At 54.8% G+C, this 15,838-nt stretch carries 15 protein-coding genes; 14 read left to right on the forward strand and 1 reads right to left on the reverse strand.

The window, feature by feature from the left end:
- Positions 1 to 114 precede the first annotated feature (114 nt).
- The 14 genes from WBG83_RS14150 to WBG83_RS14215 all read left to right on the forward strand — a co-directional run bounded on the left by WBG83_RS14150 (position 115) and on the right by WBG83_RS14215 (position 13,704).
- Positions 115 to 1,368 (forward strand): efflux RND transporter periplasmic adaptor subunit, encoded by a 1,254-nt coding sequence (locus WBG83_RS14150; protein WP_336745759.1) that lies wholly within the window; start codon positions 115 to 117, stop codon positions 1,366 to 1,368.
- A 161-nt stretch (positions 1,369 to 1,529) separates the two neighbouring features.
- A complete protein-coding gene (locus WBG83_RS14155) occupies positions 1,530 to 2,183 on the forward strand; it encodes a TetR/AcrR family transcriptional regulator (protein ID WP_336745760.1) in 654 nt (217 codons plus the stop codon).
- A 14-nt stretch (positions 2,184 to 2,197) separates the two neighbouring features.
- Positions 2,198 to 5,431, forward strand: coding sequence for an efflux RND transporter permease subunit (locus WBG83_RS14160; RefSeq protein WP_336745761.1), 3,234 nt, complete (start codon positions 2,198 to 2,200; stop codon positions 5,429 to 5,431).
- A 65-nt stretch (positions 5,432 to 5,496) separates the two neighbouring features.
- Positions 5,497 to 5,724, forward strand: coding sequence for a hypothetical protein (locus WBG83_RS14165; protein ID WP_336745762.1), 228 nt, complete (start codon positions 5,497 to 5,499; stop codon positions 5,722 to 5,724).
- A gap of 230 nt (positions 5,725 to 5,954) precedes the next feature.
- Positions 5,955 to 6,467 carry a YqeG family HAD IIIA-type phosphatase gene (locus tag WBG83_RS14170; protein WP_336745763.1) on the forward strand — a complete coding sequence of 171 codons (513 nt, stop codon included), beginning with the start codon at positions 5,955 to 5,957 and terminating at the stop codon, positions 6,465 to 6,467.
- Positions 6,468 to 6,481: 14 nt separating this feature from the next.
- Complete coding sequence (yqeH, locus tag WBG83_RS14175; RefSeq protein ID WP_336745764.1) at positions 6,482 to 7,606, forward strand: ribosome biogenesis GTPase YqeH; 1,125 nt, start codon at positions 6,482 to 6,484, stop codon at positions 7,604 to 7,606.
- 15 nt (positions 7,607 to 7,621) lie between these two features.
- Entirely contained in the window at positions 7,622 to 8,491 is an 870-nt protein-coding gene (aroE, locus tag WBG83_RS14180; RefSeq protein WP_336745766.1) for a shikimate dehydrogenase, read from the forward strand.
- Between the two features lie 54 nt (positions 8,492 to 8,545).
- Entirely contained in the window at positions 8,546 to 8,836 is a 291-nt protein-coding gene (gene yhbY / locus WBG83_RS14185; protein ID WP_336745767.1) for a ribosome assembly RNA-binding protein YhbY, read from the forward strand.
- Between the two features lie 20 nt (positions 8,837 to 8,856).
- Positions 8,857 to 9,444 (forward strand): nicotinate-nucleotide adenylyltransferase, encoded by a 588-nt coding sequence (locus WBG83_RS14190; protein ID WP_336745768.1) that lies wholly within the window; start codon positions 8,857 to 8,859, stop codon positions 9,442 to 9,444.
- Complete coding sequence (gene yqeK / locus WBG83_RS14195) at positions 9,434 to 10,009, forward strand: bis(5'-nucleosyl)-tetraphosphatase (symmetrical) YqeK (protein WP_336745769.1); 576 nt, start codon at positions 9,434 to 9,436, stop codon at positions 10,007 to 10,009. Before WBG83_RS14190 ends, yqeK begins: the two co-directional genes overlap by 11 nt.
- Before the next feature lie 72 nt (positions 10,010 to 10,081).
- The gene (gene rsfS, locus WBG83_RS14200) at positions 10,082 to 10,426 is read left to right on the forward strand and encodes a ribosome silencing factor (RefSeq protein WP_336745770.1); all 345 of its coding nucleotides are present in this window, start codon (positions 10,082 to 10,084) and stop codon (positions 10,424 to 10,426) included.
- Positions 10,423 to 11,337, forward strand: a complete 915-nt coding sequence (locus tag WBG83_RS14205; RefSeq protein ID WP_336745771.1) for a CvfB family protein — start codon at positions 10,423 to 10,425, stop codon at positions 11,335 to 11,337. The genes rsfS and WBG83_RS14205 overlap by 4 nt, the downstream gene beginning before the upstream one ends.
- 273 nt (positions 11,338 to 11,610) lie before the next feature.
- Entirely contained in the window at positions 11,611 to 12,375 is a 765-nt protein-coding gene (locus WBG83_RS14210; RefSeq protein ID WP_336745772.1) for a class I SAM-dependent DNA methyltransferase, read from the forward strand.
- Between the two features lie 261 nt (positions 12,376 to 12,636).
- The gene (locus tag WBG83_RS14215) at positions 12,637 to 13,704 is read left to right on the forward strand and encodes a stalk domain-containing protein (protein WP_336745773.1); all 1,068 of its coding nucleotides are present in this window, start codon (positions 12,637 to 12,639) and stop codon (positions 13,702 to 13,704) included.
- 193 nt (positions 13,705 to 13,897) lie between these two features.
- On the opposite strand, the gene WBG83_RS14220 is transcribed toward WBG83_RS14215, so the two are convergent.
- On the reverse strand, positions 13,898 to 15,652 hold the full coding sequence (locus WBG83_RS14220; RefSeq protein ID WP_336745774.1) for a DEAD/DEAH box helicase: 1,755 nt from the start codon (positions 15,650 to 15,652) through the stop codon (positions 13,898 to 13,900).
- Positions 15,653 to 15,838: the final 186 nt, after the last annotated feature.

Genomic DNA, 15,838 nt, shown 5'->3' on the forward strand with positions numbered 1-15,838 from the left:
GGTTGCAATTGCAGCCGGTTTTTTGTTATCTTATTTATGACTGACACGTCAGTCATGTTGTGAGGCATAAAGATGACAAGATAACCATGTACTGATGTGAGGGAGAGTGAAACGATGTCTAATCCATACCGCAAGCTGTCAACAAGCGGCAAGATGAAGCTGTTCGGGGCACTGCTAACGGCTTCCGCCCTGGCGCTTACCGGGTGTGCCGCGCAAGGAACGGCGCCGGCAGCCGCGCAGGAGCAGCTGCTTAAGGTTGTGAAGACTACGGAGGTAGGCACCGCTTCTTGGGAAAGCGCCGCTACCCAAGTGGCTGATATATTACCGTCCTTGCAGCTGGATGTTGTGCTGAAGACTGATGGGGATGTGCTGCAGGTCGTGCGGAAAAAAGGAGATTTGGTCCGCGAAGGGGATGTTATCGCTGTACTGGACAGCGTGGATGTGCAGCGGCAGGTCGAGAAGGCGAGCTACAGCCTTCAAAGTGCCGAAGAGCAGCTGTCCAAGGCCAAAAAGGATCTCGCCGACAGCCAGAACGAGCTGTCCGGCAGCTTGACCAAGGCGCAGGATGCTCTGATGGAAGCGCAGAAGGAATATGACAAGCTGCGCAACGATTACGATGTGGGGGAGGCTACCGAGCGGCAGCTGGAGACGGCGGAGACGAACCTCAAGGCGGCCCGTATCGACATCGACACGTTGAAGCGCAAGAAGGAAACGCTGGACACCACGAACAGTGTTTCGGCGCTGGAGCTGCAGCTGAAGGCAAGTCAAATCGCTGCTGCGGACGCCGATAAGGCCCTGGAGAACTTCACGGTAAAAGCACCGGCCGATGGCCTGCTTACGGAGATGATTGCCGAAGAGGGCATGACCCTGTCCAGGGGAACCAAAATCGGAGTGCTGCAAAAGCAGGAGAAGGTCAAGCTGAAGGCGGAGCTGACGGATGCGGCTTACAAGGCGGTACAGGGTAAAAGCGAGCTGCCGTTTACTGTGAGCGGAAGCAATGAGACGCATACCGCCCGCATTACGTATCTGTCCCGGGTTGCGAACACCACGACCAAAACCTTCTCACTGGAGCTGGAGGCCGACAACAAGGGCGGTTCTCTTCTGCCTGGCGGACGGGTACAGCTGAACCTCACAAGCGCAAATGATCAGCAGACGGTTGCGGTTCCGTCCGCCAGTGTCATTCGAGAGAACGGGGAAGCCTACGTCTTCGTGCTGTCCGGCGACCAGGCCGAGAAGCGCAAGGTCACTATCGGGCGTACGAAGGATAACCGGTTTGAAATTACAGACGGCTTGAAAAGCGGGGAGAAGCTGATTGTCGTCGGCCAAAGCCAGCTGAAGGACGGCGAGCAGGTGAAGGCGCAGCAGTAGGATTCGTGCGGGACTAAGCATTCTAAAAGCACAAGATGCATAGAAAATCAGCTTTGGCGCTGACGGGCTGTACATGAAGTCTGAGCCGAGGCCAAGGTGAATATATGCGGCTCCTTCGCCTAATAGCGGCTGGGCCAAGGCAAGTATGGAGGGATGAATCAATGCCGGATTATGAAACGCGAGATAAAATTATGAACGCAGCGCAGAAGATTTTTGCCGAGAAGGGGCTTCATGTCGCCAAGGTATCTGACATTGTGAAGGAAGCCGGGGTTGCGCAGGGGACGTTTTACTTATATTTCAAAAATAAAGAAGAGCTGTTTCAAGCTATCGTCGATACCAATTTTGAAGAAATGAACGGTGTCTTCGAACGTCTTCGCGGCCTGCCTGAAACGGCGTGCTCCCCGAAAATCGTGCGGGAGCATCTGTATGGAATATTTACAGAGCTGCTGCTTAATTTTTATCAGAATAAAGGCCTCCACACGATGATGCATATGCACGGCATCAATTCGGAGAAGGTCGACAACGTCTGCAACCTGTTTCATAAACGGTTGTCCAGCTTGATTAGCGCGGAGCTTCGCCGTTTCGGCTATGCGCCGGGTTATTCGGAGGAACAGATGGAGGTTGCTACCTTCGCTGTGATGGGGATGTTCCAGGAGGTCGCCTTCCAATGGTTTATCGAGCGGGGAGCGAAGGATACGGTTATACCCGGGCTGGCGGAGGTGCTGACGGATATGCTTCTTTGGCTCCTTGTCGGGGAGGAAGCCGCGCGGCTGGGAGCAGCCGGTTGCCAGAACAGCGTCGAGATGACTGATTAAATGGGGGTGAGGGTGTGATTGCCAGATTACTGCGTTACCGCAAAATTACGCTGCTCTTCTTCCTGATGGCCGTCCTGGTGGGCTCCTTCAGTTTTTTGATGCTGAAACAGCGTGAAAATCCGGAAATCGCGGTTACGACCGCGATTGTCCAGACGATTTATCCCGGCGCATCGCCGGAAAAGGTTGAACAGCTGGTAACGAAGCCGCTGGAGGAGAAAATCAAGGAAATGAACCACATCTCCGTCCTCAGTTCCACCTCGGCGGCGAATGTTTCGATTATTACGGTGGAGCTGGAGCCCGGTGTTGATAACGAGGCGTCCTGGGATAAGCTTCGTCAGAAGGTGCAATTGGCGCAGGCTGATCTGCCTGCAGAGGCGCATCAGCCGGAGGTCAATGACGATTTGGCCAGAATCGCGGCGCAAATTATACACCTGGTGGTGGACAGCGCGGATGATTTGGAATCGCTTCGGCCCGTTTCGGAGCAGTGGAAAAACCAGCTTCGCAACGTTTCCGGGGTCAGCAATGTAGAAGTGGTAGGGCTGCCGGAGCAGGAGATCCGGGTCACGCTGCAAATGGATAAGCTGGAGCAGTACCAGCTGCCGTGGGGAACGGTGATGCAGGCTCTGCAGGCCGCCCACAACCGCACGCCAATCGGCAACATTAACGAGGACCGGCGGAGTGTGTACCTGCAGCTGACAGGGGAATGGGGCTCGGCGGAGGACATTTCCGAAACGATCATCTACCGGACGCCCGGAACCGGGGAGTCTGTCAAGCTGAAGGACGTTGCGGGCGTGAAGCTGAGCGAGAAGAAGCAGGAGCAGCACGTCTATTTTGAAGGCAAGCCTGCCGTTGATATTGTCATTAATGCGGAGAAGGGCCAAGATGTGCCGAGCCTGCAGGAGCGTATCGATGTTGAAGTGAACCAGCTCCAAGCGCAGCTGTCGCCTGATATCCATATGGAATCCATGTTTTCCCAGCGGGAAAGTGTGAAAGAGCTGTTCTCTGAATTAAGCCGTGAATTATTAATCGGTATGATTGCGGTTGTTATCGTGTGTTCGCTTGGCCTTAATCTGGGAACGGCGCTTATTGTTTCCTTGGCGATCCCGGTCTCGATTGCAATCGGGTTTATTCCGGTCGATGCGTTAGGTATCGATTTGAACCAAATCACGGTCGTTTCGCTCGTTATTGTACTGGGGATCTTGGTGGACGACGCCATTGTCGTCAACGATAACATTGAACGAAGGCAGCAGCTGGGCGATACGCCGACGGTAGCTGCGCTGCAGGGCAGCCGTGATGTGGCGATTTCGATTACGACGGCGACAATTGCTACGGCCGCTGCATTTTTCCCATTGTTTTTCCTGAAAGGGAACATTGGCGATTTTATTCGTCCGATTCCGATTGTGATCAGCTTGACGCTGTTTTCCTCGATGATTATGTCCTTGACGGTGATTCCGATTTTCCGCGAATGGATCGGCAACCGGAAGCTGGCAAGGCGGAACAATCATCCGGCAGCAGCCAAATCAGGCGGGACAGTCTTATCGGGGAATGGAGGCCAAGCCGAAGGGGGAGCAACGGGAGCGAAGCCGGATGCAGCGCATCAGGAGGCCGTCACTGAGCACAAATCGCCCGGGTTTCTGGGCAAGCCGCTGGAGCGCTTGGCCATTTTCTACGAGCGCCAAATTCACAAGTTTTTGGCTAGGCCGATTTTGACCGGAATTATCTCTCTGGTTATCGGCACAAGCAGCTTTGGCCTGCTTCCGCTGCTCGGGGTTCAATATTTCCCGACGGCGGATCGGGAGGAATTCCTCATTGATGTGAAGACACCGGTAGGGAGCACGTTCGCGGAGACGGACGATGCCGTGCTGAGCATTGCCGCTTGGGTCCGGGATCAGCCCGGAGTCAAATCCGTATCGGCCTATGCAGGACGGACTGCGCCGAAATTTTATTACACAGAGAACGAAACGACCGGCATTCGGACAGGGCAAGTGTTCGTGCATATCGATAAAAAGCAGGTCCGCTCCGGCGAGCTGGTGAAGCCGTGGAGACAGCAGCTGCAGGCGATGTACCCGGATCTGGAAATTAATCCGCGTGAGCTGGAGCAGGGACCTCCGGTCGGGGCGCCGATTGCAATCCGGATCTCGGGGCCGGATCTAACGGTGCTGCGGGAGCTGTCCGAGCAGCTGCAGGGAACTTTGTCGGCAATTCCGGGCGCGGTCAACGTAACCGATGATATCGGTATCGACATGTATACCGTGGATTTGGAGCTGGATCGCGATAAAGCGAACTATTACGGCGTGCTGGAGAGTGACTTGTCCGCTACTGTCAGGCTTGCGACAGAGGGTGTGACCGCCAGTGAATTCCAGCTGGACGATAAATTAATTGATGTCACTCTGTACAGTGTATCGGAAAGCGATATGATGCAGCAGGCGCTGGACCGGCTCACTGTTCCGTCGCAGACGGGCAAGCTGTATCCGCTTAGCGAATTTGCGACACTGGAGCCGAACCGGATGATTAATTCCATCTCGCACCGCAATTTGATGCGTACGGTTACGGTACGCAGTTACACGGAGGACCGGCTGCCGGATGACATTGTGAAGGAGCTGAATCAGCAAGTATCGGGCTGGCAGCTTCCGGCAGGCTATACGATGGAGTTTGGCGGAGAAAACGAAGAACGCAACGACGCGTTTATTGCAATCGGCCAGCTGTCGATTATCGTCATGCTGCTCATCTATACCATTATTGCGATGCAGTTTTATTCGTTATCGATTCCGATTCTGGTGCTGTCGACGGTGTATTTGGCGGCAGGCGGCGCCTTGATTGGCCTATACGTGACAGGGGCGCCAATCGGATTTATGGCCTTGATGGGCATGGTCAGTCTGGCGGGCATCGTGGTCCGCAACGGTATTGTGCTTGTCGAATTTATCGAACAGGCCCGCGAGCACGGCTTGCCGCTGCATGAAGCGATCGCCCAGGCGGGACGGGCAAGGCTCAGGCCGATTTTGCTCACCTCGGCGACAGCGGTGTCCGGCTTGACGCCGATGGCTATTATGGGCGGGAGCCTGTGGCGGCCGATGGCGGTTACGATTATTTTCGGCCTGATTTATTCGACTGTGCTTACACTTATCGTTGTTCCGTCGCTCTATGCGAAGCTTGCCCAGTGGCGTGATCAGCGCGCCAGCCGCAAGGGCGGGCATGCTGCAGGCCATGGGTCTGCTCATAGTCCGGGCACGGCCAATCTTGAGATGTGATTCGGCTTGAGGGGGCTGTTCTTGGCGCTTTGTTTGCAACAAGGCGGCTTGCCCGAGGAAGCTGATTGTCCGATGCTCGGCGCCTGAAGGTTAAGGTGACAACAAGCGCAGCACGGGTTCACGACGCTCGGCAAATCTGCACGGCGCGCAGCTTCCGGCGCGTGGTGTTTTACTGCATGACGGCGGTCGGTCGACCGCTGTCATTCGGCGAAATCCCGCCGCGCTGGAAGCTGAATGCGGTGCGGCGGTTGTTTGTGCCGGAATATATGAACAGCTTGCTGGTTTTTCTCTAATTAATGAGCACGGGTACGTCTGTGCACAGGTACGTCCTTTATTTTCAACGTTTTCTCGGCTGTGTCTGCTTGAAGCAATCGCTTCTGGAATTGCTTGCAGTTCGCTATTATTGTCGTATTCCATTTCTTGGCACTTCAACCCCCGGTCCGCCGGGGTTTTTCTTTTGCAAGAGAAAGCCAAGGTATGGTATAGTTTGTGCTATATGTCTAATGTCCGGGGGGAGCAGTGCGTGCTAGGCAAGCTGATTCCGCAGCTGCGGGTAAGTACCATTTATGAAATTGATACGGATATGCTCAAGAGGCAGGGAATCCGCGGGATTATTACGGATTTGGACAATACCCTTGTCGGAGCCAAGCGCCCGGATGCGACGCCGGAGCTGCTGGAATGGCTGAAGCGGCTCAAGGCCGAAGGCTTCCAGGTTGTTATCGTTTCCAATAACAGGCATTTGCGGGTGGCGCGGTTCTCGGAGCCGATAGGAATTCCGTTTATTTATAGCGCGCGCAAGCCGTTTGGACGGGCATTCCGCCAGGCGATGGGGCAGATGGGGCTGACCAGCAAGCAGACGGTGGTAATCGGGGATCAAATGCTGACCGATGTGCTTGGCGGCAACCGTATGGGCCTGTATACGATTATGGTGGACCCGATTGCGATGGCGGACGAAGGATTTTTTACAAGAATCAACCGCCGTATTGAAAAGGTGGCCACCCGTTTGATGAAGACCGGCAACAAGAAACGTATTTAACCAGGGAGGAACTTATGTCCGACACGCAACATGCGATTCCGAAGCAATGCGCCGGCTGCGGCGTGAAGCTGCAAACCGAGCGCCAGAAAGAACCGGGCTATACGCCGGCTGCTGCGCTGTCCAGAACTCCGGTTGTCTGCCAGCGCTGTTTTCGGATTAAACATTATAATGAAGCCATTGGCACAACATTGAATCAGGACGATTTCCTCAAGATTGTGGGCGGTATTGCGGCTGAGGAAGCGCTTGTCGTCAATATTGTGGATTTGTTCGATTTCGAAGGAAGCTTAATCGGCGGATTGCACCGGTTTGTAGGCAATAACCCGGTTATTCTCGTCGTGAACAAAGTGGATTTGGTGCCCAAAAGCATTAACCCGAACCGGATTATTAACTGGGTGCAGCGCCAAGCCAAAGAAAACGGACTTCAAACCGTCGATATCGTGCTTTGCAGCGCCAAGAAAAACATCGGCTTTGAGCGGGTGATTGAATCGATTCAGCGGCATCGGGCCGGCAGAAATGTAGTGGTGGTTGGGGCCACGAATGTCGGCAAATCCACGCTTATTAACCGGCTCATTCGTGACTACAGCGATTTGGACGCCGAGCTTACGACGTCGCCGTATCCCGGCACGACCCTTGATGTAGTGCGGATTCCGCTTGATGACGGCAAGGCGATTATTGATACGCCCGGACTTGTTTATACGCACCGGCTGACGGAGCTGGTGGAGAAGAAGGATTTGGGCGTCATTATGCCGGATAAGGAAATCAAGCCGATGGTGTATCAGCTGAACAGCGGACAGACGCTGTTTTTCGGCGGGCTTGCCCGGATGGACTTTGTGCGCGGGGAGCATCAATCCTTTACCTGCTATGTGGCCAATTCGCTCGGAATTCACCGGACGAAGCTGGAGCGGGCGGATGAGCTGTACGCTAACCACCAAGGCGAAATGCTGTCGCCCCCGGACAAGGAAGGGCTGGAGAAGCTGCCGCCGCTGTCCAAGCAGGCGGTACGTATTCCGCGCGGCGGACAGCAGGATGTGCTTATTTCCGGGATTGGCTGGATTAAGGTCAATAGCGACGCAGGGTGCGAATTGAACATTTATGTGCCGAAGGGTGTCAAGGTGGCGATACGCCCATCGTTAATATAGGGAGGCAGCTACATCATGGCGGGGAAAAATTCGGTTCCGATCAACACGGAGACGGTGCTTTACGGCGTATTCGGCGATCCGGTGCGGCAGTCCAAATCGCCGCTGATGCTCAACCGGGCCTTTCAGGAAACGGGAGTCAATGCGGCGTATGCCGCTTTTCATATTACGCCGGGCACACTCCGGGCGGCAGTAGAAGGGATTCGGGCGCTCGGCTTCCGCGGGGTCAATGTCACGATACCGCATAAGCTGGAAGTGATGCAGTATTTGGACGAAATTCATGAGGATGCCCGGGTCATCGGCGCCGTGAATACAATTGTCAACGAGAACGGGCGGCTTACCGGCTATAATACGGACGGAATCGGATATGTGCGTTCCTTGAAGGAGGAAACCGGGATTCAGCTTGCCGGCAAGCGGGTGCTCATTGTCGGTGCCGGCGGAGCGTCTCGGGGCGTAACCTACGCGCTTGCTAAAGAAGGTCCCGCACAGATTTGGATTGCCAACCGGACCGTTGATAAAGCCCAGGCGCTGGCGGCGGACTTGGCCGGACTGACGCAAACGACGGGCATGGGATTGGATCAAATAACCGATATTAAGCATGAGGTGGATCTGGTGGTCAATCTCACCAGTCAGGGCATGCATCCGAATGTAGCTGGTGTTCCGCTCGATACGTCGTGGTTCCGGCCGGGGCTCGTCGTCAGCGATACGGTATATAATCCGCTCCTTACCCGCATGCTGAGGGAAGCGAAGGAAGCAGGAGCAACCATTCATCCCGGGCTGGGCATGTTTATATATCAGGGCGCGTTTGCATTTGAATATTGGACAGGAATCCCTGCTCCGGTGTCCGCCATGCGAGAAGTGGTGGAAGCCGCGCTTGCGGGCGCCTAAAGCGGCCTGAGCGAACAGCTTTGAAATTATAGGAATAGAATAGAGGTATATGGAATGTTAACGGGGAAACAAAAACGGTTTTTACGGGCTGAAGCGCATCATCTGAAGCCGATTTTTCAAGTCGGCAAGGGCGGTGTAAATGACCAGCTCATTCGTCACATCGAAGAAGCAATCGAAGTCCGGGAGCTTATGAAGGTCTCCATTCTGGATACCTGCGCCGAGGACCGCCATGAGGTGGCGGAGGCATTGGCCGAGGGCGCGCGGGCTGAAATTGTGCAGGTTATCGGCCGGACCATTATTTTATACAAAGAGTCGCGCGACAACAAACAAATCGTGCTGCCGTAGCCGAAGGGTGGGAGCGGAGAATGAAGGTCGGCATTATGGGCGGCACGTTCGATCCGATTCACACCGGTCATCTGCTGGCGGCGGAGTGGGCGCGGGAGGAAGCCGGTCTGGAAGAGGTATGGTTTATGCCGGCCGGCGTTCCGCCCCATAAGCCGAACGCCCCCAAGGCGTCGGCTGACGAGCGGCTGGCGCTGGTGCAAGCGGCAATCGCCGGTCATGACAGCTTCCGGATTTGCGGCATCGAGCTGGAGCGGGAGGGCCCTTCCTATACAGCGGATACGATGGAGGAGCTGGTTCAGCGGCATCCGGGTGTACAATTCTCCTATATCATCGGTGCGGATATGGTACAGTTTCTGCCTCATTGGAACCGGATCGAGCGGCTCGCGGAGCTGATTACCTTTGTGGGCCTGCAGCGTCCGGGGTATCCGCTGGAACTGGAGGAGCTGCCGGAGGCAATAGGCCGGCGGGTTCAGCTCGTTCCGTTTATTGGACTGGAGCTGTCCTCTACCGAAATCCGGCGTCGTCTGGCCTCGGGCCGCTCTGTGCGGTATATGGTGCCTGAGCCGGTGTACACGTTAATCAGGGAGAAGGGTTTATATGGATCGTAACGAGCTGATGCGCCTGACACGGGAGCAGATGCCGGAGCGCCGCTGGACACATACGGTCGGTGTAATGGAAACCGCTGTTGTCCTGGCCGAACGTTTCGGCGGGGATACGGAGAAAGCGGATTTGGCTGCGCTTCTTCATGATTATTGCAAGTTTTGGCCTATGGAGCGGCAAATCCGGACAGCCGTTGAGAGCGGGATTGCCGGGGATATGCTGGATTATGATCCGCAGCTGCTTCACGCGCCGCTGGGGGCATGGATTGCGGAGCATGAGCTCGGCGTTGGAGATACAGCGGTTTTGGCTGCGATTCGTTACCACACCTCGGGCCGGATCGGGATGACGCAGCTGGATAAAATCATTTGCCTGGCGGACTATATGGAGCCTGGGCGCGATTTTCCCGGGGTTGACCTGATCCGCAAGCTGGCCGAGACGAGTCTGGAACAGGCTTTGGTAGCTGGCTTCGATTCCACCATTTTGTTTTTGCTGCAAAAAGGAAAAAAGGTATATCCGCTCACATTACTGGCGCGCAATCATTTGCTGGATGAGCTGAAGGCGTCGCGCGGGTAACTCTATAGGGAAGATAGAACCTGGCTTTACTTAACCATTGCGGTTTCGACCGCCATATTCAGGAGGGATTGGATGATTCAATCAGACGTATTGGTGAAGGCGGTTGTGAAGGCTGCCGATGATAAAAAAGCGCAAAATGTAATGGCTCTGGGGCTGCATGGAATTTCTCCGCTGGCGGACTATTTCGTCATTTGCCACGGGAACTCGGATGTACAGGTGCAGGCGATTGCGACGGAAATCCGCAAACAGGCCGATTTGCTCGGCGTTCAGGTTAAGGGGACGGAGGGCTTTGATACCGCCCGCTGGGTGCTGGTTGACCTTGGTGATGTGGTTGTCCATGTATTCCACCGTGAGGATCGTGAATATTACAATATCGAGCGGCTGTGGTCAGACGCGAAAGTGGTGGAATTCGCATGACATTGGAGGCTGGCACCAGGGCGCGGCTGCAGGTTGCGCGCGAGGTTGCGCCGAACGGATTTTTCTTGACTGACGGCGAGCGGGACGTGCTGATGCATTACAGCGAAATGACCGGTTCTGTGAAGGTAGGCGACACAGTCGAGGTGTTCCTGTTTCACGATACGGACGACCGTTTTGCCGCAACGATGAAAACCCCTCTTCTCCAGTATGGGGAGCTGGGATTACTGGAAGTCGCGGACATTCACCCGCGCCTGGGCTGTTTTCTGGAGATGGGTCTAGGCCGTCAACTCCTGCTTCCGCTTAGTGATCTGCCTGAAAAAATCGAGCTGCGTCCCGAGTTAGGGGACAAGGTGTATGTGGTGATGACCCGGGACAAGCAGGGCCGTCTGCTGGCCAGACTGGCAAGTGAGGCGGAGCTGATCGAACGTTCCTTCCCGGCGCCTTCATCCTGGAAAAACGAATGGAAAACCGCGCGTGTATACAAGCCGCTGCAGATGGGCTCCTTTGTCGTTATCGATGGAGGAGTAATCGGCTTCGGGGCAATTGGGCTTATCCACGAAAAGGAACGGACCCGGCTGCTGCGTCTCGGCGAGCAGGTGGAAGTGCGTGTTTCGTTTATCCGGGAGGACGGGCGCGTTAATGTAAGCATGCGCCAGCTGCAGTATGTTAGCCGTGATGCGGATGCCGACAAGCTGCTTGCGTTCCTCAAGGATCGCCCGAACCGGGCGATGCCGTATTCGGATGAAACGCAGGCCGATTTAATTCAGCAGCGCTTCGGAATGAGCAAAAGCGCGTTCAAGCGTGCGCTTGGCAAGCTGATGAAGGAAGGCCTGATAGAGCAGAAGGGCAGCTGGACCCATCTGAAGGACGAAGAAGGCGGAACAACGGAATCATTCGCAAGGACAGAGTGATTCGCTATTCGAGTATGACAGGCCAGCTCGTCTGTACGTGGCAGCATGTGTAGGAAATTCGCCTCCCGAACGCGGAGGGGGTTTCCTTTTTGCTGTTTGAGGCGGCTGTGCGTTAGACCGGTTGAAGCTTATCTGCTAAGAGCGGATATTAAATCAGGGCGTGCTGCCCGTAAAGACGTACATTATATTGCAGCGATGTACTGGCCTGAGAGTGATCGGGTATTGCTGCGAGCACAGCCGTCGGCTGTCTGATGAAAGGAGAGCTGCGCGACAATGCAGTATGGACAATTTGCATCCCATTATGACCGGCTAATGGCTGACGCCCCGTATGCGGAATGGCAGGCTTTTTTGAGCGCTGTGTGGAACAAGCACCGGCTGGCGCCCCGGACAGTGGTTGATTTGGGCTGCGGGACCGGCCGACTGGCTATTCCACTGGCGGAGCAGGGCTTGAATGTCATCGGCGTCGATTTATCGGAAAATATGCTGGCAGCCGCCAATGCCCGCTATGAGGAACGGCAGCGCGAGGGGGCCTTTGCTTCCGGCGGCCATGTGATCTGGCAGGAGCAGGATATGCGCGAGCTGGAGCTGGCGGAGCCTGTCCCGTGTATTTATTCCTTCTGTGACTGCCTGAATTACGTGCTCGAAGAAGAGGGTGTTTGCGAGGTGTTCCGGCACGTATACGCGGGTCTGGAAGAGGGCGGGCTGTTTATCTTTGATGTTCACACGCCTCGCCAAATCGAGCAATATTACACCAATCAGCCTTATGTGCTGGATGAGGATGACATGGCTTATATTTGGACGTGCGAGCTCAATGAGGAACGCTGCGAGGTGGAGCATGCGCTGACTATTTTTTATCAGCAGGCGGACGGCTCGTTCCAGCGCTTCGAGGAGACGCACCAGCAGCGGGCGTACCCGCTGGAATGGATTCGCAGTGAATTGTCGGCAGCAGGCTTCAGTCAGGTAGCCAGCTATGGGGATTTTACGTTTCGGGCTCCAACGAAGGCGACCGAGCGGGCTTTTTTTGTCGCTATGAAATAAATCCTGTCATGCGTGCTGCTCCCTTCATACAGGGTGGCGTCACATCGCGGCGGTTAACATGTATAGCCTTACGATAGCGGAGACGGGTATTATTTTTCTTAAATGAAGCTCTAGGACTGCCATACGGCAGTCTTTTTTTGATTTGTTAGGAATTTGTCAAAAATAATTCCAAATTTATAGTTATTTTTCTAAAAGCTATCGAATTCCTTGGCGAATTATGGTAAGTTTTGTTGGAATAGAAATGAAAAAAGGGTGGGAAGCATGGGGAAACGACTGATTTGGGTGTTGGTGCTGGCCTTTTTCTTGGCCGGGGTAGCAGTGCCGTCAGCTTATGCAGATGACGACGCATCAGGCTATCAAATTTATATTAATGGCGAGAAGTTTACGTATGATTACGGTCCGATTGTGCATAAGGATGCGGTGTATGTGCCGTTTTACGGCGTGCTGGGACAGATGAATATCTCCCCGATTGCCGGCAAAAGCACCGGCGTGCTGCGGATCGAAACACCGACACATGTTTATTTGACGAAGCCGGATTCCAATGTGCTGTACAGCTTCGCTCTTGATGCGAGCAATACGAAGGACAAGTCCGAGAATCCGACTTTCACGGGTTTTGATTATGAGTTTATTCGTCTGGATTACCCGCTGATTGTGAAGGACTGGGTCATCTATGTGCCTATTCACTTCTTGACGAATTACATGGGAATTGAAGCTGCTTGGGGAGAAGACAACACGATTTCCCTGTACGGCGGAAATTATGATGTCACCGCGGGCTGGGAGAAGGTCCATCAGGACATCGTAGCCAAGTACCACAAGCCGTACAGCTACGAGCAGATCAAAGACTATTTTCTGGACAAAGGCATTAACGAAAACGTTGAAGAATTGAGTGTTTTTACAGAGGCGGAAAGCTTATGGTCGCAATATTCGACCCTGTGGCTGGATAAATTGAGCTATGATTGGGGCGATGAGCACGATCATATGCAGGAGGTTCACTTGGTCGGCTACAGCGGTTTGTCCGCAACGTTCAGCAGCAGCAGTCACGGAGAGTTTACTCACACCTTCAAAAGCGTGTACGCGATGAAGAGCGCGTTCTATGCTGAGGACCCTTTTGCGGGTACAGGCTGGTCCTCGGAGGTGATCAACCTCATTAAGAAGCAGAATATCCAGGTCGGAATGACGGAAACGATGGTGGTGTACGCTTGGGGCAAGCCATCCAGCGTCAATCAGTATGGCGGCTTGACTCAGTGGTCGTACCGCAAAGGGAATGGTCTTCCATACGTATACTTCTATTTCCAAGACGGTGTGCTTACATCGATTCAGAAGGTGTAAATAGCCCTTGCTTGACCGGTACAACTAAAATTAACAAGTCTTTCGTAAACAGGAAGCTCGCGCTTCATCATCGATTTCCCGGTATGAAGTGAAGTATGGACTTTCCCATTTCACAAACAAGAAGCCCGGTCCCACCATGGTGGAACCGGGCTTCTTGTTTGGTATGAAGCTGAAGCAGAACGACGCTTTAGGATTAGGAGCGGCGTCCTCGCCCGCCGCCGGTATTACGTCCGCCACTCCGTCCACCGCCTGCGCCGCGCGGTCGCTGACCGCCAGGTGCTGAACCCGTTCGTTCGCGTCCGCCGGAGCCGCTGCCCCGGTGCTGATCACGGCCTGTGCCGCGGGTATCTTCGCGCCGAACGCGTCCTGTACCGTCAGCAGTCTCCCTTGAACCGTGCGTGCGTGCAGTTTCCCTGGTTCTTTCCCGCTGCACCAAAGCTCTGCCTTCCGGAGCTTCCCAGGACGAGCGACCTTGACCGCGCGCCGCACCCGCGCTTGCTTCACGCACAGGTCTGCTGTTACGGCTTGCTCCGAATTCGTCTCTTGTCCGTGCCGGAGGTTTGCTTGCTGCCGCTTCCCAGGACGAGCGACCTTGTCCGCGCGCCGCCGCAGAGGCCTGCTCACGTTCCGAGCGTGACCCTCGGCCAGCATGGACAGTTCTTCCTCCTGCGCCGAGGCTCCGGGCGCCGCGTCCGCCTCTGCCGCCGCCAGATCCACCCTCGCCGCCGCGCCGTTTTTCTCCGCGCAGCTCCCGTTCCACAGCCAGCACATCCTTGTCCTTTTTCTCCCGCTGGACAAGTGCTTTAGATCTGGCTGCACTGGCGGCTGGACCGCTTTGACCAGGTTTTCGTTTGTTCAGCGGCATCTTGATTTTTTTCTCAATCAGCTCCAGGAAAAATTCATCCCGCGGCGCCGCAAATGTGACGGCAATTCCCCGCTCCCCGGCTCTTCCGGTCCTGCCGATGCGGTGGATATAGCTTTCGGCGTCATGAGGAATGTCGTAGTTGAACACATGGGTGACACCTTCTACGTCCAGACCGCGCGCCGCGATATCCGTAGCGACCAGAATTTGAATTTTTGCCTCGCGGAACCGTTTCATGACTTGCTCGCGTTTGGCCTGGGACAAATCGCCGTGCAGCTCATCGGAAGCATAGCCGCGCTCCAGCAGCGCTTCATTTAGTGTAGAGGCCCGTCTTTTGGTGCGGCAAAACACCATGGCCAGGTAAGGCCGGTACTCATCAATTGCTTGACAGAGCGCATCCTGCTTGCCGCGATCCGTTGTTTGAACGACTACCTGCTCAATATCGCTGACAGTAACCTGCTTGGTCTGGATTTTGACCTCCTGCGGCTGGCGCATGTACTGCTGGGCCAAGTCGCGAACCTTTTGCGGCATTGTCGCCGAGAAAAGGAGCGTCTGCTTTTTGTAAGGCGTCTGGCGGATAACATCCTCTACTTCGTTCAGAAAGCCCATATGCAGCATTTGATCCGCTTCGTCAAGCACCAGTGTGCTGAGACGGTCAAGCTGCACAGAGCCGCGGCGCAAATGATCCAGAAGCCTTCCAGGGGTCGCCACGATAAAATGAACAGCTCCCTCCAGCTTACGAAGCTGCCGCTCCACATCTTGTCCGCCGTATGCGGCAAGTACGTTGATCCCGAGTGCGGGCGCGATGTTGCTCAGCTCCGCCGTGATCTGAATAGCCAGCTCGCGTGTCGGCGTCAAAACAAGTCCTTGGACATGGGTAGCGTCCGGTTTCATCCGCTCAAGCATCGGCAGCACAAAAGCAAATGTTTTGCCGGTCCCGGTTTGCGATTCCGCGATAATATCTCCTCCCGCCAGAACGAGCGGGATCGTTTGTTGCTGTATTGGTGTCGGTTCTGTAATTCCCTGGCTTTCAACCTGCCGGACGATTTCGTCTCGCAGGCCAAGCTGTGCAAATGGTTGCAGCATGATGTTAGTTCTTCCTTTCCGTACTTTGGTCATTCTACCTATTCTACAGGATAAGCGGACAAAAAGAAATCCCGCGGGACATATGCGGTAAAATTCAGCTTGTTTCTATTATTGACGCAATTCCGGAATTATGGTAATTTGAACTCATATCTGTGCGGAAGAACCGCCTATGAACTCGCAATAGCT

The sequence above is a fragment of the Paenibacillus sp. y28 genome, from assembly GCF_037137075.1.
Classification (GTDB): domain Bacteria; phylum Bacillota; class Bacilli; order Paenibacillales; family NBRC-103111; genus JBBBNV01.

Coding starts and splice junctions, on each gene's coding strand:
- WBG83_RS14150 (WP_336745759.1), top strand. CDS start 115: ATGTCTAATCCATACCGCAAGCTGTCAACAAGCGGCAAGATGAAGCTG.
- WBG83_RS14155 (WP_336745760.1), top strand. CDS start 1,530: ATGCCGGATTATGAAACGCGAGATAAAATTATGAACGCAGCGCAGAAG.
- yqeH (WP_336745764.1), top strand. CDS start 6,482: ATGTCCGACACGCAACATGCGATTCCGAAGCAATGCGCCGGCTGCGGC.
- aroE (WP_336745766.1), top strand. CDS start 7,622: ATGGCGGGGAAAAATTCGGTTCCGATCAACACGGAGACGGTGCTTTAC.
- yhbY (WP_336745767.1), top strand. CDS start 8,546: ATGTTAACGGGGAAACAAAAACGGTTTTTACGGGCTGAAGCGCATCAT.
- WBG83_RS14190 (WP_336745768.1), top strand. CDS start 8,857: ATGAAGGTCGGCATTATGGGCGGCACGTTCGATCCGATTCACACCGGT.
- yqeK (WP_336745769.1), top strand. CDS start 9,434: ATGGATCGTAACGAGCTGATGCGCCTGACACGGGAGCAGATGCCGGAG.
- rsfS (WP_336745770.1), top strand. CDS start 10,082: ATGATTCAATCAGACGTATTGGTGAAGGCGGTTGTGAAGGCTGCCGAT.
- WBG83_RS14205 (WP_336745771.1), top strand. CDS start 10,423: ATGACATTGGAGGCTGGCACCAGGGCGCGGCTGCAGGTTGCGCGCGAG.
- WBG83_RS14210 (WP_336745772.1), top strand. CDS start 11,611: ATGCAGTATGGACAATTTGCATCCCATTATGACCGGCTAATGGCTGAC.
- WBG83_RS14215 (WP_336745773.1), top strand. CDS start 12,637: ATGGGGAAACGACTGATTTGGGTGTTGGTGCTGGCCTTTTTCTTGGCC.
- WBG83_RS14220 (WP_336745774.1), bottom strand. CDS start 15,652: ATGCTGCAACCATTTGCACAGCTTGGCCTGCGAGACGAAATCGTCCGG.